Source organism: Dactylosporangium sp. NPDC049525, from assembly GCF_040676755.1.
Taxonomy (GTDB): domain Bacteria; phylum Actinomycetota; class Actinomycetes; order Mycobacteriales; family Micromonosporaceae; genus Dactylosporangium.
In genome coordinates, this window is sequence record NZ_JBFAPO010000008.1 from 179,851 (window position 1) to 205,152 (window position 25,302).

Here is a 25,302-nt window from a genome sequence, read left to right on the forward strand (position 1 = left end):
GCTCGGGCCACGGCTGGGCGGCTCGGGGCGCGGCGGCTCAATGCGCCACTCGGCTCGGCGCGCAATTCGGCGTGAGCGGGCTCTTCGTCGCGGCAGCGTGGACCAGCGGAAGCGACCCTCTTGCCTGCTCCACGACCCCGGCCATGAACCCGGGCAGTGGAGCAGGCGGCGGTTCGGCGGTTCGGGGTGCGGCGCGGCGGCTGGGCGGTTCGGGGCGCGGCGGCTGGGCGGCGTGGCGGCTGGTGGCTCGGGGCGCGGCGGTTCAGTGTGCCATTCGGCTCGGCGCGTCATTCGGCGTGAGCGGGCTCTTCGTCGCGGCAGCGTGGACCAGCGGAAGCGACCCTCTTGCCTGCTCCACGACCCCGGCCGTGAACCCGGGCAGTGGAGCAGGCGGCGACGCGGCAGGTGTGTGCCGGGGAGCGGCCGTTACGCGCCGACGTACTCGGCGAGGTGTTCGCCGGTGAGGGTTGAGCGGGCGGCGACCAGGGCGGCCGGGGTGCCCTCGAAGACGAGCTTGCCGCCGTCGTGGCCGGCGCCGGGGCCGAGGTCGATGATCCAGTCGGCGCGGGCCATCACGGCCAGGTGGTGCTCGATCACGATGACGGACTTGCCGGAGTCGACGAGCCGGTCGAGGAGCTTGAGCAGCTGCTCGACGTCGGCGAGGTGCAGGCCGGTCGTCGGCTCGTCAAGGACGTAGACGCCGCCCTTCTCCGCCATGTGGATCGCCAGCTTGAGCCGTTGCCGCTCGCCGCCGGACAGCGTGGTCAGCGGCTGGCCCAGGGTCAGGTAGCCGAGGCCGACGTCGGCCATGCGGTGCAGGATCGCGTGTGCGCCCGCCGACTTTGCGTGGCCGGCGGCGAAGAACGCCTCCGCCTCCGTGACGGACATCGCGAGCACCTCGCTGATGTTCTTCCCACCGAGCTTGTATTCGAGGACGGCGGCCTGGAACCGCTTGCCCTCGCACTCCTCGCACACGGTCGCGACCCGGCCATCATCGCCAGGTCGGTGTAGATGACGCCGTTGCCGTTGCAGTTGGGGCAGGCGCCCGCGGAGTTGGCGCTGAACAGCGCCGGCTTCACGCCGTTGGCCTTCGCGAACGCGGTGCGGATCGGGTCGAGCAGGCCGGTGTAGGTCGCCGGGTTGCTGCGGCGCGAGCCACGGATCGCGGTCTGGTCGACGGAGACGACGCCGGCGCCTTTCGGCACCGAACCGTGGATGAGGGAGCTCTTGCCGGATCCCGCGACCCCGGTCACCACACACAGCACGCCGAGCGGCACGTCGACGCTGACGTCGCGCAGGTTGTGCCGGGTCGCGTTGCGGATCGGCAGCGTGCCCTTCGACGTGCGGGTCTTCGACTTGAGCTCGGCCCGGTAGTCGAGGTGGCGGCCGGTCAGCGTGCCGCTGGCGCGCAGCCCGTCGACGGTGCCCTCGAAGCACACCGTGCCGCCGGCCCCGCCGGCGCCCGGGCCGAGGTCGACGACGTGGTCGGCGATCGCGATCGTCTCCGGCTTGTGCTCCACGACCAGCACCGTGTTGCCCTTGTCGCGCAGCCGCACGAGCAGCCCGTTCATCCGCTGGATGTCGTGCGGGTGCAGCCCGACCGTCGGCTCGTCGAAGATGTAGGACACGTCGGTGAGGCTCGACCCGAGGTGCCGGATCATCTTGGTGCGCTGCGCCTCGCCGCCGGACAGCGTGCCGGACGGCCGGTCCAGCGACAGATAACCGAGGCCGATCTCCACGAACGAGTCGAGGGTCTGCTGCAGCGTGATCAGCAGCGGTGCCACCGCCGGGTCCTTGATGCCGCGGACCCAGTCGGCGAGGTCGCTGATCTGCATCGCGCACGCGTCGGCGATGTTGACGCCGTCGATGCGGGACTCCAGCGCCGCCTTGTTGAGCCTGGTGCCGCCGCACTCGGGGCACGCCGTGAACGTGACGGCCCGCTCGACGAACGCCCGGATGTGCGGCTGCAGCGCCTCCTTGTCCTTCTGCAGGAACGCTTTCTGGACGCGGGGGACGAGCCCCTCATAGGTCATGTTGATGTTCTCAACCTTGACCTTGACCGGCTCCTTGTAGAGGAAGTCGTGCAGCTCCTGCTCGCTGTAGTCCCGGATCGGCTTGTCGGCGTCGACGAAGCCGGACGCCGCGAAGATGCGCACCAGCCAGCCGTCGACGCTGTAACCCGGGATCGTGATGGCGCCCTCGGCGAGGGACTTGTCCCGGTCGAACAGCTCGTCGAGGTCGATGTCGTTGGCCTTGCCCATGCCCTCGCACGCCGGGCACGCGCCGGCGGGCACGTTGAAGCTGTAGTGGAACGACGGACCGGCGCTCGGCACGCCGAGCCGGCTGAACACGATGCGCAGCATCGCGTTGGCGTCGGTCGCCGTGCCGACCGTGGACCGGGAGTTGGCACCCATCCGCTCCTGGTCGACGATGATCGCCGTGGTCAGCCCCTCGAGCAGGTCGACGTCCGGACGCGACTGGCTAGGCATGAACCCCTGCACGAACGCGCTGTAGGTCTCGTTGATGAGCCGCTGCGACTCGGCGGCGATCGTGCCGAACACGAGCGAGCTCTTACCGGATCCAGACACACCGGTGAACACCGTCAGGCGTCGCTTCGGAATGTCGACGCTGACGTCCTTCAGATTGTTCTCACGGGCCCCGTGGACCTTGATCAGGTCATGACTGTCTGCGACATGCACCGGGCCACTCTAAACGAGGGGTCTGACAGTTTCGGCCGTTCAACGCTCAGCCGGGCATGACCGGGGCGAGCGCGTCGGCGAGCAGGTCGGCCTGCTCGATGCGGGGCTCGAACGGGTCGGCGGAGAGCTCGAACCACCACAGCTCCGGCCGCACCGACCACTGTTCGAGCCGCGCGATCCGGCCGTCGGCAAGCAACCGCCGCAGGTCGCCGACCGCGGCGAGGTGGCCGGGGCCGACCAGGTTGCCCCAGTGCACGCCCCGGGTCATCGCGTCCAGGCGCTGCCCTTGCCACGGTGCGTGCCGGCGCATTTCGAACGGCGAGTTGCGGCCCCAGTTGGTGCCGGCGTGGACGTGCCCGGTGGCCGCCTCCATCATGACCGCGGCGGATCTGGCCAGGCCCAGCACATCGCCGCCCACCCTGCCCAGCAGCGACCGGCCCAGGTGGAACGAGATCGTGGCCGGGTGGCCGGTCGGGTCGCGCAGCTGGACCGTGAGACGGATGCCGCCACGGTACCGCGACTCCCGGCCCTCGCCGTTGAGCGCGCGGACCTCGAGGCAGATGAAGTGCAACTGGCCGGCGCGGAGCCGGGTCAGCGCCTGCTCCCAGGACGCCGCGTCGCCGGGCAGCTGCGACCAGCGGCCCTTCGTGGACATCGCCTCGATCTGGACGGTGACACCGTACGGTGCCCGCTCGCCGAGCGCCGCCACGACCGGGTCGACCAGCGCCCGCCGCGCCTCGGCCAGCCAAGCGGCCACCTCGGGCGACCGCTCGACCAGATCCGCGTACGTGTACAGCTCGCAGGCCAGGACCGGCTCGCCGAGCCGGGTCGTCGGCTCCGGCCGCATCAGGAGCAGCCCCTGCCAGCCCGCGGCTTCTTCGGTGTACGCCGTGTCGCCCGACGGTGACGGCGGCTCCACGTCGGCGGCGACGTTCGCCCGGGCCCACGCCGCGACCGCGGCCGGATCGGTCAGCTCCTGCGGCGCGACGTGCCACCGGCCGAGCACCGGCAGCGACGGCGCGTGGCCGAGCTGGTGCAGGTTCGGCAGGTCGATCGGTGGCTCGCTGCCCAGCAGCACGCTCCAGTACTTGTGGCCGGCCAGACCGCCCGCGTCGACGCGGCCCGACGAGCGCGCGATCAGGCAGCCGGGCCGACCCCAGCACTCCAGCTCGTGCGCCGTCACGAACGCGTCCCACGCCGGACGGGTGTGGTCGAGTGCGGCCGCCAGGTAGACGTACCGCTGCTGCTCCGGTAACACACTCGCGTCACCGTTGGCCAGCGTGAGGGGCAGCGGTTCCGGCCGGACGGGCGGTGCGCTGGGAGCGGGTGCGCCGCTGTCGGGGGCGATGACCGAAGGGAGCCTGGGCGTCTCGATGCGCGTGCCGGGCGGGGTCACCGCGAGCTCGCTCAGCGCCGCGTACAGGCCGTCTTCGGCGTACACGTATCCACGCGACAGGATGTCGTCCAGCCGTCCGCCGTCGCCGCCGCCCACGCCCGCCTCGGCCATCCAGCCGAGCATGGCCGCCACAACCGGTGCGCGCTGCGCGGCCTGCGTCGCCTCGTCGGGCTCCTCGTCGGGGAACGCGAAGCCGTGGTGCACGCCGGACTCCTGGTTGAACAGCCACCGGAACCGTTCCTGACCGTCGTGCCAGCCGACCAACAGCGCCACGTCGCTGTCCATGACCGTTGCCGTCAGCATCGGCCCCGGCACCGCGGACCACGGCGGCGCCGATGCGTCAGCGGTGCGCCGTGCGTGGACGGACCAGCCCTCGGCGGTGCCGCTGCCCACGACCCACCCGCCGAGGTCGTCGGGCAGCGCCGCGGAGCGGGTCAGGGCGTACGCGATCCACAATCCCATGGACACGGACCATAACGATCACACGTCCCGGCGTTGGAAGGCGGCCGCGGCGAGGCCCAGGACGACCGTGACCCACACGCCGGACCAGGCGACATAGGCGACCGTGAGGCCGGTCCGGCTCAGGAACGGGTGGCCCTCGAAGGCCTCGCTGAACTGGGTCAGCAGGGTCGGGTCCTGGAAGGCGTGCATGGCGCCGCGCCACAGGCCGTCGGTCGGCAGCAGCATCCGGGACACGGTGCCGACCTGGGTGAGGCTCGGGTTGTTGAGGGCCTCGCCGACGGCGCCGACGACGCCGGCGATCCAGGTGGCGCCGAACAGGCCGACGGACACGATGCCCGACGCCATCGGCGAGATCACGGTGGACAGCAGCAGGCCGAGGGTCAGCAGCACCACGGCCTGGCCGGCGAGCAGGGCCAGGCCGGTCACCGGCTCCGGCGGCCAGTATCCGACGGTGATGCGGACGATGAGCAGCTGGGTGAGCCCGGCGACGGCGACGAAGCCGCTGCCGAACGTGACCAGGCCGAGCCATTTGCCGATCAGGACGGCGCTGCGGCGCACCGGGCGGGTCAGCACCGCCAGGGCGACGCCGGACTCGATCTCGCCGGCGAGGGTGGGGCCGGCGAGGAACGCGGTGCCGAGCGCGGAGATCAGGCTCAGGCCGAACATCACCAGGTTGAGCACCGCCGCCGCGGTCATGCGGGCCTCGCCGCTGGTCATGCCGCCGAACGTGGCGTCGATGCGGGAGAAGCCCCAGGCGCTGAGCCCGAGCAGCAGCGCCGTCATGACGGCGAGCGAGCGCAGCACCCGCCGGCGGGATGCTTCCTGCAAGGTGAGGGCGGCGATGATGAAGATCGTCATGCGGCGGCTCCGGTACGGAGGATGTCCAGCAGCCGTTCCTCGAGCGTGACCCGCGCGGGTTCGACGGCGTGCACCCGGACGCCCAGGGCGACCAGGTCGGCGATCAGCGCGGGCACGAGGTCGGCGTCCTGTTCGGTGGGCAGGGTGACGGTGTACGCGGACCCGCTGCGGGTCAGTGCCCCGACCGCGGCCAGCCGGGCCGCCGCCGCCTCGCCGACACCGTCGAGCCGCAGCCGCAGTTCGCGACCGCCGAGCAGTTCGGCGAGGGTGCCGGCGGCGGCCACCCGGCCCTTGTCGAGGATGACGACCCGGTCACAGACGCGCTCCACCTCGCCGATGAGGTGGGAGTTGAGCAGCACGGCGACCTTACGGTCCTTCAGGGCCAGCAGCAGGTCCCTGACGTCGGCGCGGCCGAGCGGGTCCAGGGCGCTCGTCGGCTCGTCCAGGATCACCAGCTCGGGGCGGGCGACCAGGGCGACCGCCAGGCCGAGCCGCTGCTGCATGCCCTTGGAGAAGCCGCCGACCCGGTCGTCGGCGCGGTCGGCGAGCCCGACCGTGGCCAGGCACTCGCGCCGCTCCCGGTCCGGCACCGCCGCGCCGGCGAGCTTGACGTGCAGGGAGAGCACCTCGGCCGCGGTCAGCCAGGGCTGGTACCGGAAGAGCTCCGGCAGGTAACCGACGCGGGCCCGCGATGCCGGGTCTCGCCCGGGGCGGCCGAGCAGCAGCACCTCACCGGCGTCGGGACGCACGAGGCCCAGCAGGATTTTGATGGCGCTGGTCTTGCCGGCGCCGTTGGGTCCGAGCAGTCCCAGCACCTCGCCCCGCCGGACGGTGAAGGAGACGTCGTCGACGGCGACCTGCCGGCGGTACCGCTTCCGCAGGCCGGAACACCAGACCGCCGGCGACTCCGCGGTGGGGGCGCTCACCGGTCCCACCGCAGGCCGCGGGCGACCGACAGCACCTCGTCGGCGGTCAGGGAACCGGCCACGGCGGTGACGACCCCGTCGTCGACCCAGACCACACCCGACATCACGCCGTCGCGGGTCGTGAGGACGGTGGCCGGTTTCCCGTCGACGTCGGCGGTGGCGGTCTTCTGCCCGGACCGCACGATCATCGGCAGCGTCGTGCCGTTGCCGGAGAACGCGCGCAGCTGCGACGCGACGGACTCGGGCAGGCCGGGCAGCGTCAGCAGGTAGTCACGGGCGGTCTCGAACGGGATGCCGGAGGAGTACGCGGCCGGTGCGACGACCCGGGCCACCACCATCGCCGGCGCGTTGTGGCCGCCCTGCCAGACCGCGGCGAGCCCCGGCCCGGCGCTGAGCCGGAACTGGCTGCCGTCCAGGCCCGCCGGCGGTGGCGGCAGCGCCTTGCCGGCCGCGGCGGCCGTCTGCGCGGCCTTCCCGGCGGAGAACGTGAACACCGCGTCCGCCCGGTCGCCGACCTGGAACGACGGGGATCCGTTCACGCCGCGCGGCAGCTTGCCGACCCGAGGCACGGACAGCCCGGTGGCCGACTGCGCCGCGGCGGCGTCGGCCACCTGCCGGACGTGCGGGCCGTTGGTGACGGTGAGGTCGCCGTACGCGGACAGGTCCGGCATCGTGACCAGATCGGCCTGGGTGACGGTGACCGGGGCGATCCGGTCGGTGTGGAAGATCTGCAGCCAGTCCGCGGCGGCCGCGGCGCTCGCACCGGTCAGCAGCGCGACGGCGGCGACCGCCGCGACCACCGGGCTGCGCAGCGCCGCCCGCCAGCGCCTGCCCCGGCCGGCCGGGGCGACGGGCCGAGCCGCGCCGGTGACCGCCCCGGTGACCGCCCCGGTGACCGCGCCGGTGACCGCGCCGGTGACTTCGGCGGTGACATTGGCGGACAGCCGGCGCCACCCCGCGTCGACGTCGGTGTCGGTGTCGGCATCGAAGCGCAGCGCCGCACCGGCGAGCGCCGCGTCGTCCCGGGCGGCGGCCAGCCCGGCCAGGCACACCGGGCAGCCGGCGACGTGCTCGCGGTCGGTGTCGGCGACGCCCTCCGGCTCGTCCAGGAGCCGGCGCAGCGTGCCGTCAGTCGGATGGCGCATGACGGTTCAACTCCTCGCGTAGAGCGGACTCGGCGCGCCGCACCGTGGTGCCGACGCTGCCGGGGGAAAGGTCGAGGGCGGCGGCCACCTCGGCGTAGCTGAGGCCGCTGTGCCGCAGCACCAGGGCCACCGCCTGCCGTCGCGGCAGCCGTGCGAGGGCCGCCCGCACCCGGCGCCGCTCGTCGAGGGTGACGACCGCGTCGGCCACGTCGGGGCTGACGGTGTCGCCGCCCGCGGCCTCCTCCCGGGACGCCCGGCGGCGCCCGGACCGCAGGTGGTTCAGCGCCGTGTGCGCCGCGGCGACGGAGAGCCAGCCGAGGGCCTCGGCCGCCGGTACCGACGACCGCCCGAACGTCAGGAACACCTCCTGTGCCACGTCCTCGGCGTGGTCCCTGGACCCGAGCACCCGCGCGGCGACGGCCACGACCCTGGGATACGCGGCGCGGAACACCTGTTCGAGGTCGGCGCGCACGGCCTCCCCACGCCCCGGAGGACTCGACACGGCGACGGCGTCCTTCCGCTTGACCTGCCCGCGGGGCCACATCACCGCCGCGGCGGGTCCGACGAGCTTGACATCTTCCTGCACATCCACTGAGCACCGCCGCGGCCCGGAATGTGACACCGGCGGGACCTCGGGTGTCAGCGCGTGGACGACCACCAGGTCGACTGGGCCGCGGTGGTGAAGCCGAGGGACTCGTACAGCGGCCGGCCCAGTCGCGATGCGGTGAGCGTGACCGGCAGGTCCACCAGGTGCGCGAGGGAGCCGAGCATGACCGCGCGGCCCACGCCACGGGAGCGGAACGCCGACGGGGTGCCGACCCAGTAGTGGCTGCCGAACCCCTGGTCCACGACAGTGACGCACGCCGCGGCGACCGCCCCGTCGAGGCGCGCGACGAACACGTCGACACCCGGCTGCTCGATCAGCGCCGGGGGGAACAGCTCGCCGCCGCGGTGCGGCTCGAACCTGGCCAGCTCGAAGCCGGCGATCACGGCGCGCTCGGCCGCGTGCAGGTCGTCCTCGTCGCGCACCCGGGTCACGGGCATCGCGGGTGCCTCGACCGGGCCGGGCCCGCGCAGCATGACGGGCATCTGCCAGGTGCGCATGCCCAGGTGGTGCAGGTCGGTCGAGCTGAACGGATCCTCGACGTCCACGGGTCCCGCGGCCCGGCCCGCCAGATCGGTGACCTCGGCCACCTCGTCCGCGCCGAGCCCGGGTTCCTGGATCAGGATGCGCAGGCCCGCCCGCTCGTCACCGGCGACGGCGAGGAAACCGGGGCGGCGGATCACCTCGTGGCCGCGGGCCACGCCGGTCGCGGCCCAGAAGGCGGCGGAGTTGCGGGCCTGCCGCAGCGGCGCCCCGGCCAGGCCGGCGGGGTTCGTTCCAGTCGTCATGCCGCCCACCATTCCGTAGGCCGCACCGGTCCCTGGTGGCGGGTTCCGGTCGGAGTGCAGGTGCGCCGACAGCACGAGCGCGGAGGTGGCGGCCAGCGCACGGTCGAGCACGTCGGCCCGGGGGACGAACACCATGGCCTGCCCCTCGCCGAGCACGACGTCCTCCTGCCGGGCGCTGGTGGCGCCACGGAACACGTGGACCGTCACGGTGTGCGGGAAGCCGGCCTCATACGGGCGCGGACCGCTCCACAGCAGGGACAGCTCGCCCGCTGCCAGGCCGGTCTCCTCGAGCAGCTCCCGCCGGGCCGCCGCCTCGGGTGACTCGCCGGGCTCGACGTGGCCGCCCGGCAGGCTCCACTGACCCGGCGAGACGGGCGCGTCCGCGTCGCGGTGCTGCAGCAGCACCGCGCCGGACGGATCGACCAGCAACACGAGCGCGACGGCATAGGTGGCCACGCCGAAATCATGCCCGGACCCGCGGTCGGCCCGCGGGGCGGCGGGCCTGGTTCGCCTCGCGGAGCGCGGCCCAGGCGTCGGCGACGGGACCCAGGTGACCGAGCTTGTCGGGGTTGTTCACGGTGCGGATCAGCTGGATCTGCCCGTCGAGGACGTCGAGGGCCCAGATGCTGAGGACCTTGCCGTCCCGGTCGCGGAAGATCGCGCCCGGCTGGCCGTTCACCCGGTGCGGCGCCACCCGCGCGCCGATCCCGGCGAACAGCGCGGCGAGCGCGGCGAGCACCTGCGCCACGCGCCCCACGCCGGCGTAGCGGTCCGCCCATTGCGGGGCCCTGCCGCCGCCGTCACCGATCATCTGGACGTCGGCCGCGAGCAGCTCGGTCAGCCCGTCGACGTCGCCATCCCGGAAGGCGTCGAGGAACCGCCCGGCGAGCTCCTCGCGCTCGGCCCGGTCGGCGTCGAAGCGGGGGCGGCCCGCATCCATGTGGCGGCGCGCCCGCACCGCGAGCTGGCGGCACGCCGCCTCGGAACGCCCAACGGCCGCGGCGACCTCGGGGAAGCCGAAGGCGAACACCTCCCGCAGGACGAAGACCGCCCGTTCGAGCGGGCTGAGTCGCTCGAGCAGCAGCAGCGCCGCCATCGACACCGAGTCGGCCAGTTCGGCCGACCGCGCCGGGTCCTGGAACGGGTCGGTCAGCAGCGGCTCGGGGAGCCACGGCCCGACGTACTCCTCCCGCCGGACCCGCGCCGAGCGCAGCACGTCGATCGAGATGCGGGTGACCACGGCCGACAGGAACGCCTTGGCCGAGGCGGGCGGGGTCGGGGACGCGGCGTGGCGCAGCCAGGTCTCCTGGACCGCGTCCTCGGCCTCGCTCACGCTGCCCAGGATCCGGTAGGCGATCGAGAACAGCAGCGGCCGCAGCCGCTCGAACTCCTCGGCCCGGGGCGCCGTCACCACGCCACCGGCCCGTCCGCGCCGAAGAACCCGGCCGTCGGCCCGTCCGCGCCGAGCGTGGCCAGGCGCACCACGACCGCGGCGCCCTGTGCGGGCGTCAGGAACCCGGTGTGGTTGTTGCTGTCGGTGTCGACGAAGCCGGGGGCGGCGGCGTTGACGAGGATGCCGTCCTTGCGCAGCTCGTTGGCGTACTGCACGGTCAGCGCGCTCAGCGCGGCCTTCGACGGCGTGTACGCGGCCGACGGCAGCAGCGCCGCGAACGGGCCGTCCGGGGCGCTGGTGAGGGTCAGCGACGCGGCGTGGCTGCTGACGTTGACGATGCGCGCCGCCGGCGACCGCCGCAGCAGCGGCAGCATGGCGTTGGTCACCGCGATCACCCCGAACACGTTGGTCTCGAACACCGCCCGGACCATGCCCAGCTCGACGGAGCTGGGCACCTGGTCGGTGGCGTCCTGGGGCGAGACCTGCCCGGAGCCGGTGATGCCGGCGTTGTTGACCAGCACGTCGAGGCGGCCGAAACGCTCCCCGACCTGCCTCGCGGCCGCCTGGACCGTGGGCAGGTCGGTGACGTCCAGGACGAGCGCGTGCGCGTCGCCACCCTCGCCGCGGACCGCCGCGGCGGCCTCCTCGCCGCGCCGCGGGTCCCTGGCGCCGATCAGGACCGTCATGCCCAGGGCCGCGAGCTGTTCGGCGGCCGCGCGGCCGATCCCCTTGTTCGCCCCGGTGATGAGCGCAATCTGACGCATGCCCGCTCCTTGCTGTTCGTTTCGTTGGACGATCACGAGACGAGACAGCACGGCCGGCTGTGACATGAGGACCGTCACACGATCTCCACGTGCGGGGCACGGGGCCTGCACGGCTCGCCGCTAGCGTTGCCGTGGTGCCGCTGACCTTCCCGACCCACCCCGCTGCCGTGCTGCCGTTGAAGCTGTGGCGGCCGCGCTGGTTCGACGAGATCGCGCTCGTCATCGGGTCGATGGCGCCGGACCTCGCATATGCGCTGGACGGCTCCGGGCTGCCGGTCTGGCCGCTGTCGCACCAGGTGCCCGGGCTGGTCGTGTGGTGCCTGCCGGTCACCCTGGCCGCGACGTGGCTTATCCGCCGCGTCGCGCCGGTGGTCGCGGCGCACCTGCCGGTCTGGGGGCCGCTGGCGCTCGCCGACTACGGCGCGCTCGGGCGGTTCCGGCCCGGGTGGCGGGTCGTGGTGTCCTCGGCGCTGCTCGGCGCGGCCAGCCACCTCGCGCTGGACCGCCTCGAGGCCATCGCGCCCGTGTCGGAGTACGTGATGCACGTCCTGGGCGCCGCCGGCCTGCTCGCGCTCGTCGTGGTGATCGGCAGGCAGCGGCTGGTGCGCCGATGGCACGGCGACCCGCCGGCGGTGCGCCGCCGGCTGGGGCTCTTCTGGACGATCGCCGTCGCCGTCACCCTTGCCGCCGCCGCGGCGGTCCCGTTCCTGCCCGCGGCGACCCTGGTGCACACCAGCCTGGTCCGGCTGATGTGCGCGGTCGCCGCCGGACTGCTCGCCGCGTCGTTCGCCTGTACGGTGCGGTCCTGGTTGCCGCAGTGGCGGCGTCGTCGGTGGACGGGGACTCGACGGTGACGAGCCCGGCGAGGTCGTCGGTCCTGCGGCCGCGGCGGGCGCGGAGCAGGGGGAGTGGCATGCGGTCGGCTCGCTTCCGTCGGCGGCGGCACCGATCGACAGATTGACTAGACAATCTGCGCGTTGAGTATGATGCTGTGGCTGGTGGCGGGCCGGTGTCAAGGGCACAGCGGGAAGGCGGCGCACGGTGGCGGCAGCGGGAAGCGCCGGGACGGCGGCCTACCAGCGCATCGCGGCCACGTTCCGCAACGAGATCCTGTCCGGCGGGCTGCAGGCCGGCGACCGGCTGCCGACCGAGCACGAGATCGCCGACCGGTTCGGCGTCGTGCGCCAGACCGTGCGCGCCGGCCTCGGCGTGCTGGTCACCGAGGGGCTCATCGTCGCCCGCCGCCCGCACGGCTACTTCGTCCGCCAGCGCGAGCACATGATCTACCGGCCGCAGCAGAAGTCGCGCCCGCAGCCGGCCACGCCGCAGATGGACCGCTTCTCGCGGCAGATCGTCGCGGAGGGCCGCACCCCGAGCTACGTCATCGAGGTCGCCCTGATCGAGGCGACCCCCGACCTGGCGACCCGGCTGCGGCTCGACGTCGGCGCGACGGTCGTGGCCCGCCGCCGGATCCGGTCCATCAACGGCGAGCCCACCAACCTCAACGACTCGCACTTCCCGATCGAGCTGGTCAAGGACTCCGAGATCATGCTGCCGGCGTACCTGCCGCGCGGCACCGATCAGGTCCTCGCCGAGCTGGGGTACCGGCAGGATCACGCCATCGACGAGATCTTCGTGCGCATGCCGACGCCCGGCGAGATCCACCGCCTCGACCTCGGCCCGGGCACGCCCGTCGCGGTGCACTACGACACCGGCTACACCGTCACCGACCTGCCGGTGCAGTGCGCGGTGAACGTCCTGCCCGGCGACCGCCACAAGATCGTGTTCGAGCGGCACTGGCCGGACGGGCCCGCGGGTCAGGAAGCCGGCGGCGCGGTGTAGACCAGGATGCCGTTCGCGGCGCCCAGCCGGTGCCAGCCGACGCGGTCGTAGAAGGCGACCGTGGCCTCCGCGTGCTCGGCGGTGAGCAGCCACGCCGGCCGGTCACCGACGACCGCGCCGAGGATGCGCCGGCCGTGCCCGCCGCCCTGCGCCGCCGGGTGCACCGCCAGCTCCAGCACCTCGAACGTGCCGGACAGCGCGCCGGTGTCCGCGGCGCCGAGGGCGAGCCGGACGTCGTCGTAGCTCCTGCCGGTGGGGAACGGGGTGGCGGTGGTGTACCCGTAGGCGAAGCCGGCCAGGGCCCCGGCGGCGTCACGGCCGAATGCGGCGCGGAACCCCGGCCGCGCGGCCTCGCCGGGCAGGGTGTCCCGGAACGCGTCGGTCCGGTCGGGCGGCTCGTGCCATGGCGGCCCGGTGAACACGGCCGCGTAGAGGCGCACCACGGCGTCGCCCGCGGCGAGGAATCCGGCCGCATCGACCACCTCGACGGTGCCTCGGTCGGACTTCCGCGCCGGATCCTCGACCCCCATGGGATGGCAGTATCGCAGGTGCAACCGCGGCGTCAGTCGTTGACCAGCACGACCCGGCCCACCATGCCGCCGACCTCGAACTCGCGCAGCGCCGCCGCGGCCTCGCCCAGCGGGTAGGTCGCGGCGACGTAGGGCCGCAGCCGGCCGCCGGTCGCGGCCTCGAACAGTCCACTGAGGACGGTGCGGCTCCAGGCCGGGTCGGGCGGGCCGGCGGCGAACAGGTCGGCGACGACCGCCCGGCGACCCGTCGACGTCGCGGCCCACGCGTCGAACTGCGCCACCAGCGCGGCGTGCCGCTCGACCGGGTCGCCGGGCACGTCCCGGGTCGCGAAGTGCCCGTAGGACACCAGGATCCCGGCCTTGTTGAGCTGCTCCCACGACTCCGGCAGGGTGGGGCCGCCGATCGTGTCGAAGACCGCGTCGACCCCGTCCGGCGCGAGTTGCCGCACCCGCTCGCTGACGTCCTCGACCCAGTGGTCGACCGGGATGAAGTCCAGGCCGGTGACCCCGGCCAGTTGGCGGGTGCTGGAGACCCCGATGACCTGCGCACCCGCGTGCCCGGCGAGCTGCACGAGCGTCGTGCCGACCCAGCCCGGCGCGCCCGGCACGGCGAGGACCTGCCCCGACCGCACGCCGGCGAGGTCGTGCAGCATGTGCCAGGCCAGCAGCCCGGGGTATGCCAGCGCCACCGCGTCGACCGCGCCGAGGCCGTCCGGCACCGCCGTGAGCGCGGCGGCGGCGACGGTGACGTGCGTGGCCCACCCGCCGCCCGGCACGACCGCGGCGACGCGCCGGCCGACGAGCCCCGGGTCGGCCGCGGCGCCGGCCTCGGTCACCACGCCGACCAGGTCGCGACCCGGCACCATCGGAAACACCCGCCGGTCGAGGCAGGTGCAGCGCCGCATCAGCATGTCGTCGAAGGACATGCCGCTGGCCTCGACGCGGATCAGCGCCTCGTGCGGACCGGGTCGCGGGATCGGCTTCTCCCGCAGGAGCAGGCCTTCCGGTTCGACGGCGTGCGGCAGGACGATCTCCACGGCGGGCACGCCGCCACCGTACGCGACCCGCATCGCCCCGGCCACGCTCTCCAGCGGCACTCCAGCGGTCCTCCAGCCGTGCTCCAGCGGGCCTCCAGCGAGGCGCTACGGTGTCGGACCATGAGCGCGGATGACTGGCTGGCGGACACCCGGACCTCCTACGACACCGTCGCGGAGAGCTACTCCGACTTCGTGCGGGACGCGCTGGCCGGCCTGCCGTACCTGCGCGCCGGCCTGGCACTGTTCGCCGACCTGGTCGGCGGCGACGGGCCGGTCGTGGACGTCGGGTGCGGGCCGGGGCACGTCACCGCGCACCTGCGCGGCCTGGGCGTCGACGTCTTCGGCGTCGACCTGTCCCCGGCGATGATCGACCTCGCCCGGCGTGAGCACCCCGGCATCCGCTTCGAGGTCGGCTCCATGACGGACCTGGACCTGCCGGACGCCTCGGTCGCCGGGCTGCTCGCGTTCTGGTCGCTGATCCACGTCCCGGACGGCGAGGTCCCCAAGGTGTTCGACGGCTTCCGCCGGGTGCTGCGCCCCGGCGCCCCGCTGCTGATCGGCTTCCACGTCGGCGACGGGTCGCGGCTCAAGACGCAGGGGTACGGCGGGCACCCGATGCGGGTCCACGTGCACCGCCGCCGGCCCGACCGGGTCGCGGGCTGGCTGCGCGACGCGGGGCTCACCGTCGAGGCGGAGCTGGTGCTCGACCGTGACCAGGAAGTGCCCGGAGCGATCCTCTTCGCGCGCCGTCCCGCGTGATTCTTTCCCGGATGCGGTTTCCCGCGCGCCGGGTGAGGTAATCCGGTGGGTGTGGAGACGTCCTGATGGGTGACGGGTACGAGTTCGTCGTCGTGGCCAACCGGCTGCCCGTCGACCGTACGACCGACGACGACGGCGAGCAGCACTGGACCCGCAGCCCCGGCGGGCTGGTCAGCGCCCTCGAACCGATCGTGCGCAGCTCCGGCGGGGCGTGGGTCGGCTGGACCGGCGCCCCCGACGACGACACCGGGCCGGAGGAGGTCGACGGGATCCAGCTGCGGCCCGTGCCGCTGAGCGCCGAGGACGTCGACCGGTATTACGAGGGCCAGTCCAACTCGACCGTCTGGCCGCTGTTCCACGACCTCGTCGAGCCACCGGTGCACCGGCGGGAGTGGCGGCAGGCATACGACTCGGTGAACCGCCGCTTCGCCGAGGCGACCGCCGAGGTCGCCGCCGACGGTGCCACCGTGTGGGTCCACGACTACCAGCTGTTGCTGGTGCCGGCGATGCTGCGCGCGCTGCGGCCGGACCTGCGCATCGGCTTCTTCCTGCACATCCCGTTTCCGCCGGTGGAGCTGTTCATGCAGCTGCCCCGGCGGGCCGAGCTGCTGCGCGGGCTGCTCGGCGCCGACCTGGTCGGCTTCCAGCGGCCCCTCGCGGCGCAGAACTTCCTGCAGCTCACCGCCCGGCTGCTCGGCCTGGAACCGGACGACGACCGGGTCGTGCACGACGGCCGCACCGTCGTCGCGAGCGCCTTCCCGATCTCGATCGACGTGGCCGAGATCGACCGCCTCGCCGCCGACCCCGCCGTGCGGCGGGAGGCGGACCGGCTGCAGGCCGAGCTCGGCGGCGCCCGGCGGCTGCTGCTCGGCGTCGACCGCCTCGACTACACCAAGGGCATCGAGCAGCGCGTCGAGGCGTTCGGGGAGCTGCTCGCCGAGGGCGTCGTGTCCAACGACGAGGTCGTCCTCGTGCAGGTCGCCACCCCCAGCCGGATGCGGGTCGCGCAGTACCAGCAGTTGCGGGAACGGGTCGAACGCGAGGTCGGCCGGATCAACGGCGAGTTCGGCGCCGTGGGCAAGGTCCCCGTGCACTACCTGTTCCAGTCGCGCTCGCCCGATGAGCTGGTCGCGCTGTACCTGGCGACCGACGTCATGCTCGTCACCCCGCTGCGCGACGGCATGAACCTGGTGGCCAAGGAGTTCGTCGCGGCCCGCCGGGACGAGCTCGGCGCGCTGGTGCTCAGCGAGTTCACCGGCGCCGCCGCCGAGCTCGACGACGCGTTCCTGGTCAACCCGCACGACGTCGAGGACCTCAAGCGCGCGATCGTCGCCGCCCTCGAGGAGCCGCCGGACGACCGGACGGTGCGGATGCGGCGGATGCGCGCCCGCGTCCAGGCCCACGACGTGGACCGCTGGGCCCGGGAGTTCCTGGAAGCGCTTGCCGGCGGTCAGTGACCCTGGGGGACCCGGTCAGGTTCGCGGTGGCGCAGCTCGCCGGACAGGTCGCTCAGCGTCGCGTTGGCCCACCGGACGGCGGCCAGGTACAGCGACGCGAGGACCGCCGGGTCGTCCGTGGCCGGCGCCGGTAGCGGCGTGTGCGGGTCCGGCACGACGCTCGGCGCCGTGTACGCGCGCACGGCCGTGAGCACCTGGCCGAGCGGGCCGCTGCCGGTGACCAGCGCGTCGGTGAGCGCCTTGTCCAGCGGTACGCCGTTGAGGATCCGCTCGGTGCTCTCGCCGAACAGGTCGGCGACGGCGGACAGCAGCCCGCCGATGTAGGCCGGCTCGCCGGGCAGCCCGGCGGACTCGGCCAGCAGCTGGCAGCACCGGGCCCGGATCAGCAGCTGGCTGAGCTGCTCCGGGTCGGCCTCGGTGATGTCCGCGACCAGCATGAGCGTCACCCACTGGCGCAGCCGGGCCAGGCCGAGCGCCACGACCGCGTCGCGGATCGAGGACACGGTCCGGTTGAGGCCGAACGACGCCGCGTTCGTGGCCCGCAGCAGCCGCAGGCTCAGCCCTGCGTCCTGGCCGACGAGGTCGATGAGCTCGTCGATGTCGACGTCGTCGGCGCTGAGCGCGGCCATGATCCGCAGGCGGGTGAGGCGCGACGGGGCCAGCGCGACGGTCGAGCTGACGTGCGGGCGGCCCAGGACGTGCCCCTGGAAGAACTCGAAGCCCAGCGACATCGCCAGGTCGAGCGCCTCCGGCGTCTCCAGGCGCTCGGCGATGAGCTGCAGGTGGCTGTGCAGCCGGCAGTTGACGACGGTCGCGCGGATGGTGGCCTCGTCCGCGTCCAGCATGTCGATCTTCACGTAGGTGGCGACGTCGAGCAGCTTCTCGTGGCTGGAGCCGAACACGAAGTCGTCGAGGGCGATGGTGAAGCCCTGCTCGTGCAGCGCGGTGACGCCGGCCAGGACCTCCTCGTCCACGTCGGTCGTCTCCAGCACCTCCAGCACCGCCTGGCTGCAGTCGAACGGCAGCGGCAGGTGCCCGATGAGGAAGTCCCGGGTCAGGTTGATGAAGCAGACGCGCCCGGCGGAGACCTCGTCCAGCCCGAACTCGGTGAACGCCGCGACCAGCACGCGGGCAGTGGCGTGCGCGTCGCGGCGGGAGGCGCTCGAGGCGGTCGCTCCGGCCCGGAACAACAGCTCGTGCGCGACCACTGCCCCGTCGCGGTCGTAGATCGGCTGCCGCCCGACGTGGACCACGTGATCGCCGTCAGGCCCACCCGTTTCCTGGCTCACCTCGTCATGATCGCCCGAAAATCCACCGATTACCGCAAAACGGAGGAATACGGACCGACTGGACGGCTCATCCGGTACGCCACACCCGCTCGCCGTCGACCAGCTCGGCCGTCACGGTGAGCCCGGCCCGCGCCGCGACCCCGGCCGAGGCGTGATGGTCGGGGTGGATGCAGGCGGTGACGACCGGCACCCCCTGCTCGCGCAGCCAGCGGACGAGGCCCGTCGCGGCCTCCCCGGCGTAGCCCCGCCCCTGCCACGGCACGCCGACGATCCAGGCGATCTCGGCGGTCCAGCCGCCGTCGAGGCGGGTCAGGGTCGCCTGCACCGTGCCGATCGCCTCCCCGTCCGGCTGGCGGCGCACGATCCAGTTCAGCCAGCACTCGTCGGGGTCGCCCGATCCGGCCTCGAGCCGGTCGTACCGGCGGCGCAGCTCGACGAGGCCGAGCGGGACGCCGCCGGTGAACTCGTGCAGGGCCTCGTCGCGCAGGACGCCGGCCATCGCGTCGGCGTCGGCGCCGCGCAGCGGCGTCAGCAACAGTCGCCCGGTGGTGATCGTCGCCGGGTCCACGCCGCACCTCGTCACATCGTTGGGGGCCCGCTCCGTCAGACACACGGTAGCGGGCCCCCTCGTCTTGTCAGCAGTACAGGTTGCCGCCCGCGGGAACGCCCAGCAGCCCGGTGAACTGGTTGTAGCTGTTCACGCGGCTCTGCACCTGGGCAGGGTTGGCGCCGTTGCACTCGATGCTGTTGATCGCGCGGATCGTGACGCCGAAGCCCTGGCTGCTCACCATCGCGTTGTGCGAGGTGGTGCCGGCGCCGCCGGTGCCGGTCATCCAGTACCACAGGCCGGTCTGCCAGGAGATCGACGAGTTGGTCGCCACGAGGTTGGGGTTGTTGAGCAGGTTGACGCCGAGCGCGTCGCCCGCGGCCTTGTAGTTGAAGTTCCAGCTCAGCTGGATCGGACCGCGGCCGTAGTACGCGGCCTGGCCGGCGGGGCAGCCGTAGGACTGGCTGGTGTCACAGTAGTGCGGGTAGTTGGCGGTGTTGATCTCGTTGATGTACACCAGCCCGCCGGTCTCGTGGCTGACGTTGGCCAGGAACGCGGCGGCCTCCTGGCGTTTGACGGTGTCGCTGCCGGTGGTGGCGAACGAGGGGTACTTCTTCATGGCGTCGGTCAGCCCGGCGTAGGTGTAGAACGAGTTCCGGTTCGGGAACATCTGGTTGAACTGCGCCTCGCTGACCACGAAGCCGCTCCCGCCGCCGCCGCCACCGCCGGTGCTACCGCCCGGGACCGTCCACTTCTGGTTGGCGCCGCCGCCGCAGGTCCAGATCTGCAGCGCCGTGCCGTCGGCCGAGCTCACGCCGGTGGCGTCCAGGCACTTGTTGGCCTGAGGGTTGACGATGTCGCGGGCGGCGTTGGCCACCCACTGCTGGGCGCCGCTGCCGTTGCAGTCCCAGAGCTGGACCTTGGCCCCGTCGGCCGTCGAGCCGGCGGAGACGTCGAGGCACTTGCCGAGGGCCCGGATCGTGCCGTCGGTGCCCACGGTCCAGTTCTGCGCGGCAGTGCCGTTGCACGTCCACAGCTGGACCTTGGTGCCGTTCGCGCTGTTGGCGCCGGCGACGTCGACGCACTTGCCGCCGTAGCCGGTGATCGTGCCGGTGCCCGCCGCGGCGGCGGAGCCCGGGATGAGGACAAAGGTGCCGACGACGACGGCGACCGCCGCGACGAGCACCCGGCGCAGGCGCGCCGATCGTGATCTGTCCATGATGGAGCTCCTGGGGTGAGGGAGAGGCGGGACATGGACCCTGGTCTCTGTGTGACTTGTTTCATATCGCAAAAAAAGCAAACTGTAAAGAGTCTTTCCTTTAAGCCCGCGAGGTGCCGACGATGCCTGCTCATGCCGCCGGGGTGACGCCCGGGCACACCGCGGGATGATGCGCTGGCGGCATGAGCAATGCGGAGCGGGAGCGGGTCGAGTCGTTCGGGCGGCCCGAGGACGGGCTGCTCGACGCCAGCCCGTGGTACCGGTGGGGCCCCTACCTCAGTGAGCGGGCCTGGGGCACGGTGCGGGAGGACTACAGCGGCGACGGCACGGCGTGGGAGGCGTTCCCACACGACCACGCGCGGTCCCGGGCGTACCGGTGGAGCGAGGACGGCCTGGCCGGCATCAGCGACGCCGAGCAGCGGCTGTGCTTCGGGCTCGGCCTGTGGAACGGCCGGGACCCGATTCTCAAGGAGCGCATCTTCGGGCTGACCGGCAATGAGGGCAACCACGGCGAGGACGCCAAGGAGTACTGGTGGTACCTCGACGCGCTGCCCAGCCACGCCTGGCTGCGCTGGCGGTACCACTACCCGCAGCGGGCGTTCCCGTATGAGCAGCTGGCGAGCGAGAACCGCCGCCGGTCGCGGGAGGAGCCGGAGTTCGAGCTGCTGGACACCGGCGTGTTCGACGAGGACCGGTACTGGATCGTCGAGGCCGACTACGCCAAGGCGGACCCGGACGACATGCGCATCCGGATCCGCATCACCAACCCCGGACCGGACGCGGAGACCCTGCACGTGCTGCCGACCGTCTGGTTCCGCAACACGTGGTCCTGGTCCCCGTCCGATGACGGCGGCGCTGCCCGCCCCCGCCTGGCCGCCGCCGGCGACGCCGTGATCGGCATCGAGCACGAGGGCCTCGGGCCGATGGTCCTGCAGGCCGCCGCCGGCCCGGACGGCACGATGCCGCGGCAGGTGTACTGCGAGAACGAGACCAACGCGCAGCGGCTCTACGGCGTCCCGTCCGGCACGCCGTTTCCGAAGGACGGCATCAATGACCACGTGGTGCACGGCGCCGACACCGTCAACCCGGCGCAGGAGGGCACGAAGGCCGCGTTCTGGTATCAGGTGACGGTCCAGCCCGGCGAGACGGTCGCGCTGTCACTGCGGCTGGCGCCTTCCACGAACCGGGCCGCCTTCGGACCCGGGTTCGACAAGGTGCTGAAGCAGCGGCGTACCGAGGCCGACGCCTTCTACGCGGACCTGACGCCACCCGGGACCAGCGACGAGGACGCCATGATCATGCGGCAGGGCTTCGCCGGCATGATCTGGGGCAAGCAGTTCTACAACTACGACGTCGCCAAGTGGCTCAACGGCGACCCGGGGCAGCCGCCGCCCCCGCCCGGCCGGCAGCAGGGGCGCAACGCCGGCTGGCGGCACCTGGACGCCTCCGACATCATGTCGATGCCGGACCCGTGGGAATACCCGTGGTTCGCCGCGTGGGACTCCGCCTTCCACGCCGTCGCCCTCGCCCACCTCGACCCGGCGTTCGCGAAGTATCAGCTGGTCCTGCTGTGCCGCGAATGGTTCCAGCATCCCAACGGCGCCATACCCGCCTACGAGTGGGCGTTCGAGGACCTCAACCCGCCGGTGCAGGCGTGGGCCGCCCTGCAGGTGTACGAGATCGACGGACGGCGCGACCTGCAGTTCCTCACCCGGGTCTTCTCGAAGCTGGTGCTGAACTTCACCTGGTGGGTCAACCGAGAGGACGCCGCCGGAAGGAACCTGTTCGAGGGCGGCTTCCTCGGCCTGGACAACATCGGCCCGATCGACCGGTCCCATCTGCCGCCGGGGTACCGGCTGGAGCAGTCCGACGCGACGGCCTGGATGGCGTTCTACTGCCTGAACCTCCTCGAGATGGCGCGGGAACTGGCGAAGCACAACCCGGCGCTGGACGACCTGGTCGTGAAGTTCCTGGAGCACTTCGCGCTGATCTCTGAGGCGATGCGCACCAACGACCTGTGGGACGAGCAGGACGGCTTCTACTACGACATGCTGCGCGCCCCCGACGGCTCCAGCACGCCGCTGCGGGTGCGGTCGATGGTCGGCGTCATCCCGCTGTTCGCCACGAAGGCGCTGCGGCAGGAGGACTTCACGCGGGTCCGCCGGCTGTCCAAGGGCTTCGCCGACATGCCGTCGCACCAGGTGCTCAGCGACGAGGACGGCGACACCGGCCTCATCGCCGTCGGGGTGGCCGCGCACGGCCGGGCCCGCCGCATCCTGCCGCACCTGTTCGACGAGGAAAGCTTCCTGTCCCCGTTCGGGCTGCGCGCCCTGTCCCGGTGGCACGCCACGCATCCGTTCAGCGTGGAGCTGCCCGGCTGGACCGCCAGCGTCAGCTACGAACCCGCCGAATCCACCACGGGCATGTTCGGCGGCAACTCCAACTGGCGCGGTCCACTGTGGATCCCGTTGAACTACCTCGTGATGCGGACGCTGGAGGACTACCAGGCGAACCTCGGCGACTCGGTGAAGATCGAATACCCGACGGGCTCCGGGCGGCAGTGCACGGCCGGGGAGATCGCCGAGGACCTGCGGCAGCGGATGCTCTCGCTGTACCGGCGTGGCCCCGACGGCCGGCGGCCGGCCTTCGGCTGGGTCGACCGCATGCAACACGACCCGAACTGGCGCGACAACCTGCTGTTCTACGAGTACTTCCACGCCGACAACGGCGCGGGCCTCGGCGCCATGCACCAGACCGGCTGGACCGGGCTCCTCGCGGAGATGGTCGCCCGCCCGACGGGGGTTGCCAAGTGATCACGTTCGGCCGCCAGGTGTGCGGCGACCTCGCCCAGTCCTCCACCCGCGAATGGCTGGTGACCGACGGCCTCGGCGGCTACGCCATGGGCACCGTCGCCGGCCTGCGCACCCGCCGCTACCACGGCCTGCTCGCGGTCGCGACGCCCGGCGCGAGCTCCCGGATGCTCGGCCTCGCCGCCCTCGACCCCATCGTGCGGGCCGGCGACCGGGTGTTCCGGCTCGCCACCGACGAATGGGCCAGCGGCACCGTCGACCCCGCCGGATACGTGCACCTCGCGGAGTTCCGCCTCGAGGACGGCGTACCGTGCTGGCGCTGGGACCTCGGCGACGTGGTCGTGCAGCGGGAGGTCGCGATGGCGCACGGCCGTCCCGCGGTCGGCGTCGTGTTCCGCGTCCTGCGCGCCCCGCGACCGATCACCCTCGAGCTGACCCCGCTGTGCACCTGGCGCGACGTGCACGGCGAACGCCACGGCGAAGGCGAGCCGTGGGTGACCCCGGTCGCCGAAGGCTTCGAGTTCGACGGCGCCTACCGGGTGACCGGCCCGAACTGGCAGCCCGGCGGCGAGTGGTTCCGCGGCGTCCACGCCCGCGAGGAGGCCGCCCGGGGGCTGAACCCGGACGAGGACCTGTGGGCCGCCGGCTGGTTCACCGCCTCGTTGTCACCCGGCGACACCGCGTCGGTGACGGCCGCCGCGGCTCCCTTCGGCGGCGTGCTGCCCGCCGGGCCCGATCTCGTCGCCGCCGCCCGCGACCGCGCCCGCTCGCTCGGCCGGACCTCCGGCGCGACCGACGACGCCGGCCGGCAGCTCGCGATCGCCGCCGACCAGTTCGTCATCGACACCCCGACCGGCCCGTCGGCCGTCGCCGGCTACCCGTGGTTCGGCGAGTGGTCGCGCGACCTGATGACGTCCTTCGAGGGCCTGCTGCTGACCACCAACCGGCCCGACGACGCCCGCCGGGTCCTGCTGCGCGCCGGGGCGACGGTGTCGGAGGGGATGCTGGCCAACACCGCCGACACCGGCACCCTGGAGTACAACACCGCGGACGCGGCGCTGTGGTTCCTGCACGCGATCGACCGGTACTGCGCCGCGACCGGCGACCTGGACACCGTCGCCGCGCTCGCCGACAGCATGCATGCGGTGCTGGAGCACCATCAGCGCGGCACCCGCTACGGCATCGCCGCCGACCCGGCGGATGGCCTGCTCACCCAGGGCAAGCCGGGATTCGCCCTCACCTGGATGGACGCGCGCGTCGGCGGCGACCCGGTCACCGAACGCCAGGGCAAGGCGGTCGAGATCAACGCCCTGTGGATCTCCGGCCTCGCCACCACGGCCGCCCTGTTCGACCGCATCGGCCGCCGCCACGACTGGGCCGCGGCCGCGTCCAGGGCCGCCACGTCGTTCGCACACCGCTTCCCCCGCCCGGACGGCTACGGTCTCTTCGACGTCGTCGACGGCCCGGGCGGCGACGACCCGACCGTGCGCCCGAACCAGCTCCTCGCGGCCGCACTGCCCCATGTCCCGGCCGATGATCCACGGATCGTGGAGGTGTGCCGCACCACGCTGCTCACCTCGCTCGGCCCGCGCTCGCTCGCGCCGGGTTCACCCGGGTTCCAGGGCCACCACCAGGGCGGCCCGGCCGACCGCGACCGCGCCTACCACCAGGGCACCGTCTGGCCGTGGCTGATCGGCCCGTTCGTCGACGCGGCCCAGCGGGTCGGCGCCGACGTCGGCGGCGTCCTGGACGGCCTGGAGCTGCACCTGGGGGAGTGGGGCCTGGGCTCGGTGTCGGAAACCATGGACGGCGACGCCCCGCACACCGCCACCGGCTGCCCCTTCCAGGCCTGGTCGGTCGCGGAGGTGATCCGCGCCCGCGCCGCGGTTGGGTGAGTCAGGGTCGGTTGTGGATGAACCAGGCCTCGCTCTCGGGCACGGCGACGGCCAGCTCCCACTGCTGGATATCGAAGCTGGGTCCGAGGGCGAGGATCTGCCGGGCGGCGGCCCACGCGTCGTCGCCCGGTGCCGGCGGCCGGTGGACCTCGAACTGCAGCATCGTGCGCCAGCCGGCCACCAGCCGCGCGTCCCAGCGCCGCCGCCACTGCCACAGGGCGGCGGCGAGCTCGTACTCCTCGCCCAGCGTGCCGTAGAACCCGATCCACGGCGGGGCGAGCCAGGGGAACGCGGTCGGCAGCAGCATCAGCCACACCTCGCGCGGGGTGAACCAATGGCCCGGGCGCACCACGTGGCTGACCGTTCCCAGGACCCGTGCGGCGAGCGCAGGATCGGACAGTACGTGGTCGTACGCCCGCCGCAGCAGCTCCTGCCGGCCGACGGGCAGCGCCACCCGCGGGAGCACCTCCGCCGTGACGTCGATGCCGTACCGGCCGCTGGTGAAATACTCCAGCGGCACCTGATCGTCCTCGGCCGCGTCGCCGTCGTCCTCTTCCTGGAAGTATGGCCATGGGTCGAACGTGCGGGCCGCCCGGTCGAGCTCCGCCAGGTCGACATCGACCGAGTGCTCGAACGGATCGTCCGCCACCAACACCGGCCACCGCCCCGTGACGGGGAGCACCGCATGCGCGGCCCGCCATGCGTCGTGCAACGTGTCCGGCGCGATTCCCGGCACCACGAGCGCACCGCCGGGACCGTCCCGGACAGGTAGCCCCGCCAGCGACGTCCCCTGCAGCGCGGCAGTCACCTCGGGTAACCCCACCACCATGATCCAATTGTCCCCCGGCCGCATGCCACCGTCAGCAGAATCGCCCCTACTTG

At 73.1% G+C, this 25,302-nt stretch carries 20 protein-coding genes and 1 pseudogene; 6 read left to right on the forward strand and 15 right to left on the reverse strand.

Annotation, left to right across the window (positions count from 1 at the left end; translation table 11 throughout):
• Positions 1 to 426: 426 nt before the first annotated feature.
• The 9 genes and pseudogenes from AB0K00_RS15415 to AB0K00_RS15455 form a co-directional block, all read right to left on the reverse strand.
• Positions 427 to 2,699 (reverse strand): annotated as a pseudogene (locus AB0K00_RS15415) (excinuclease ABC subunit UvrA).
• A gap of 46 nt (positions 2,700 to 2,745) precedes the next feature.
• A complete protein-coding gene (locus tag AB0K00_RS15420; RefSeq protein ID WP_363520813.1) occupies positions 2,746 to 4,557 on the reverse strand; it encodes a hypothetical protein in 1,812 nt (603 codons plus the stop codon).
• A gap of 18 nt (positions 4,558 to 4,575) precedes the next feature.
• Positions 4,576 to 5,415 carry an ABC transporter permease gene (locus AB0K00_RS15425; RefSeq protein WP_363520816.1) on the reverse strand — a complete coding sequence of 280 codons (840 nt, stop codon included), beginning with the start codon at positions 5,413 to 5,415 and terminating at the stop codon, positions 4,576 to 4,578.
• Positions 5,412 to 6,341, reverse strand: a complete 930-nt coding sequence (locus AB0K00_RS15430) for an ABC transporter ATP-binding protein (protein WP_363520820.1) — start codon at positions 6,339 to 6,341, stop codon at positions 5,412 to 5,414. Before AB0K00_RS15430 ends, AB0K00_RS15425 begins: the two co-directional genes overlap by 4 nt.
• Positions 6,338 to 7,486 carry a hypothetical protein gene (locus tag AB0K00_RS15435; RefSeq protein ID WP_363520822.1) on the reverse strand — a complete coding sequence of 383 codons (1,149 nt, stop codon included), beginning with the start codon at positions 7,484 to 7,486 and terminating at the stop codon, positions 6,338 to 6,340. Before AB0K00_RS15435 ends, AB0K00_RS15430 begins: the two co-directional genes overlap by 4 nt.
• Positions 7,470 to 8,072, reverse strand: coding sequence for a sigma-70 family RNA polymerase sigma factor (locus tag AB0K00_RS15440; protein ID WP_363520825.1), 603 nt, complete (start codon positions 8,070 to 8,072; stop codon positions 7,470 to 7,472). Before AB0K00_RS15440 ends, AB0K00_RS15435 begins: the two co-directional genes overlap by 17 nt.
• A gap of 53 nt (positions 8,073 to 8,125) precedes the next feature.
• The gene (locus AB0K00_RS15445) at positions 8,126 to 9,334 is read right to left on the reverse strand and encodes a bifunctional NUDIX hydrolase family protein/GNAT family N-acetyltransferase (protein ID WP_363520828.1); all 1,209 of its coding nucleotides are present in this window, start codon (positions 9,332 to 9,334) and stop codon (positions 8,126 to 8,128) included.
• Between the two features lie 7 nt (positions 9,335 to 9,341).
• Complete coding sequence (locus tag AB0K00_RS15450; protein ID WP_363520830.1) at positions 9,342 to 10,289, reverse strand: RNA polymerase sigma-70 factor; 948 nt, start codon at positions 10,287 to 10,289, stop codon at positions 9,342 to 9,344.
• Positions 10,286 to 11,035 carry an SDR family oxidoreductase gene (locus AB0K00_RS15455; RefSeq protein ID WP_363520833.1) on the reverse strand — a complete coding sequence of 250 codons (750 nt, stop codon included), beginning with the start codon at positions 11,033 to 11,035 and terminating at the stop codon, positions 10,286 to 10,288. Before AB0K00_RS15455 ends, AB0K00_RS15450 begins: the two co-directional genes overlap by 4 nt.
• 134 nt (positions 11,036 to 11,169) lie before the next feature.
• Between AB0K00_RS15455 and AB0K00_RS15460 the strand changes: the two genes are divergently transcribed.
• Together AB0K00_RS15460 and AB0K00_RS15465 are read left to right on the forward strand one after the other, a co-directional pair.
• Positions 11,170 to 11,889 carry a DUF4184 family protein gene (locus AB0K00_RS15460; protein ID WP_363520836.1) on the forward strand — a complete coding sequence of 240 codons (720 nt, stop codon included), beginning with the start codon at positions 11,170 to 11,172 and terminating at the stop codon, positions 11,887 to 11,889.
• A 187-nt stretch (positions 11,890 to 12,076) separates the two neighbouring features.
• Complete coding sequence (locus tag AB0K00_RS15465) at positions 12,077 to 12,877, forward strand: GntR family transcriptional regulator (RefSeq protein ID WP_363520838.1); 801 nt, start codon at positions 12,077 to 12,079, stop codon at positions 12,875 to 12,877.
• On the opposite strand, the gene AB0K00_RS15470 is transcribed toward AB0K00_RS15465, so the two are convergent.
• Positions 12,853 to 13,407: a hypothetical protein gene (locus AB0K00_RS15470; protein WP_363520841.1), complete on the reverse strand. Its 555-nt coding sequence runs from the start codon at positions 13,405 to 13,407 to the stop codon at positions 12,853 to 12,855. The genes AB0K00_RS15465 and AB0K00_RS15470 overlap by 25 nt on opposite strands.
• Before the next feature lie 32 nt (positions 13,408 to 13,439).
• On the reverse strand, positions 13,440 to 14,504 hold the full coding sequence (locus tag AB0K00_RS15475; RefSeq protein WP_363520844.1) for a zinc-binding dehydrogenase: 1,065 nt from the start codon (positions 14,502 to 14,504) through the stop codon (positions 13,440 to 13,442).
• 60 nt (positions 14,505 to 14,564) lie between these two features.
• Between AB0K00_RS15475 and AB0K00_RS15480 the strand changes: the two genes are divergently transcribed.
• Positions 14,565 to 15,203 (forward strand): class I SAM-dependent methyltransferase, encoded by a 639-nt coding sequence (locus AB0K00_RS15480; RefSeq protein WP_363520847.1) that lies wholly within the window; start codon positions 14,565 to 14,567, stop codon positions 15,201 to 15,203.
• 65 nt (positions 15,204 to 15,268) lie between these two features.
• A complete protein-coding gene (locus tag AB0K00_RS15485) occupies positions 15,269 to 16,660 on the forward strand; it encodes a trehalose-6-phosphate synthase (protein WP_363520850.1) in 1,392 nt (463 codons plus the stop codon).
• On the opposite strand, the gene AB0K00_RS15490 is transcribed toward AB0K00_RS15485, so the two are convergent.
• The 3 genes from AB0K00_RS15490 to AB0K00_RS15500 all read right to left on the reverse strand — a co-directional run bounded on the left by AB0K00_RS15490 (position 16,654) and on the right by AB0K00_RS15500 (position 19,715).
• Positions 16,654 to 17,949, reverse strand: a complete 1,296-nt coding sequence (locus AB0K00_RS15490; protein WP_363520852.1) for an HDOD domain-containing protein — start codon at positions 17,947 to 17,949, stop codon at positions 16,654 to 16,656. The genes AB0K00_RS15485 and AB0K00_RS15490 overlap by 7 nt on opposite strands.
• A 67-nt stretch (positions 17,950 to 18,016) precedes the next feature.
• On the reverse strand, positions 18,017 to 18,517 hold the full coding sequence (locus AB0K00_RS15495; RefSeq protein WP_363520855.1) for a GNAT family N-acetyltransferase: 501 nt from the start codon (positions 18,515 to 18,517) through the stop codon (positions 18,017 to 18,019).
• Between the two features lie 67 nt (positions 18,518 to 18,584).
• Positions 18,585 to 19,715, reverse strand: a complete 1,131-nt coding sequence (locus AB0K00_RS15500) for a glycoside hydrolase family 19 protein (protein WP_363520858.1) — start codon at positions 19,713 to 19,715, stop codon at positions 18,585 to 18,587.
• Positions 19,716 to 19,897: 182 nt separating this feature from the next.
• Here AB0K00_RS15500 and AB0K00_RS15505 point away from each other — a divergent pair, with 182 nt between their 5' ends.
• Together AB0K00_RS15505 and AB0K00_RS15510 are read left to right on the forward strand one after the other, a co-directional pair.
• The gene (locus AB0K00_RS15505) at positions 19,898 to 22,528 is read left to right on the forward strand and encodes a glucosidase (protein WP_363520860.1); all 2,631 of its coding nucleotides are present in this window, start codon (positions 19,898 to 19,900) and stop codon (positions 22,526 to 22,528) included.
• Positions 22,525 to 24,420 (forward strand): amylo-alpha-1,6-glucosidase, encoded by a 1,896-nt coding sequence (locus AB0K00_RS15510; RefSeq protein ID WP_363520863.1) that lies wholly within the window; start codon positions 22,525 to 22,527, stop codon positions 24,418 to 24,420. The genes AB0K00_RS15505 and AB0K00_RS15510 overlap by 4 nt, the downstream gene beginning before the upstream one ends.
• 1 nt (position 24,421) lies before the next feature.
• Here AB0K00_RS15510 and AB0K00_RS15515 read toward each other — a convergent pair whose 3' ends face one another.
• Positions 24,422 to 25,249: a DUF4253 domain-containing protein gene (locus AB0K00_RS15515; protein ID WP_363520866.1), complete on the reverse strand. Its 828-nt coding sequence runs from the start codon at positions 25,247 to 25,249 to the stop codon at positions 24,422 to 24,424.
• Positions 25,250 to 25,302 lie beyond the last annotated feature (53 nt).

Excerpts from the sequence above, each read along its gene's own strand:
- AB0K00_RS15435 (WP_363520822.1), bottom strand. The coding sequence starts at position 7,486 with ATGCGCCATCCGACTGACGGCACGCTGCGCCGGCTCCTGGACGAGCCG.
- AB0K00_RS15470 (WP_363520841.1), bottom strand. The coding sequence starts at position 13,407 with ATGGGGGTCGAGGATCCGGCGCGGAAGTCCGACCGAGGCACCGTCGAG.
- AB0K00_RS15505 (WP_363520860.1), top strand. The coding sequence starts at position 19,898 with ATGAGCAATGCGGAGCGGGAGCGGGTCGAGTCGTTCGGGCGGCCCGAG.
- AB0K00_RS15420 (WP_363520813.1), bottom strand. The coding sequence starts at position 4,557 with ATGGGATTGTGGATCGCGTACGCCCTGACCCGCTCCGCGGCGCTGCCC.
- AB0K00_RS15425 (WP_363520816.1), bottom strand. The coding sequence starts at position 5,415 with ATGACGATCTTCATCATCGCCGCCCTCACCTTGCAGGAAGCATCCCGC.
- AB0K00_RS15480 (WP_363520847.1), top strand. The coding sequence starts at position 14,565 with ATGAGCGCGGATGACTGGCTGGCGGACACCCGGACCTCCTACGACACC.
- AB0K00_RS15485 (WP_363520850.1), top strand. The coding sequence starts at position 15,269 with ATGGGTGACGGGTACGAGTTCGTCGTCGTGGCCAACCGGCTGCCCGTC.
- AB0K00_RS15500 (WP_363520858.1), bottom strand. The coding sequence starts at position 19,715 with ATGGACAGATCACGATCGGCGCGCCTGCGCCGGGTGCTCGTCGCGGCG.
- AB0K00_RS15515 (WP_363520866.1), bottom strand. The coding sequence starts at position 25,249 with ATGGTGGTGGGGTTACCCGAGGTGACTGCCGCGCTGCAGGGGACGTCG.
- AB0K00_RS15455 (WP_363520833.1), bottom strand. The coding sequence starts at position 11,035 with ATGCGTCAGATTGCGCTCATCACCGGGGCGAACAAGGGGATCGGCCGC.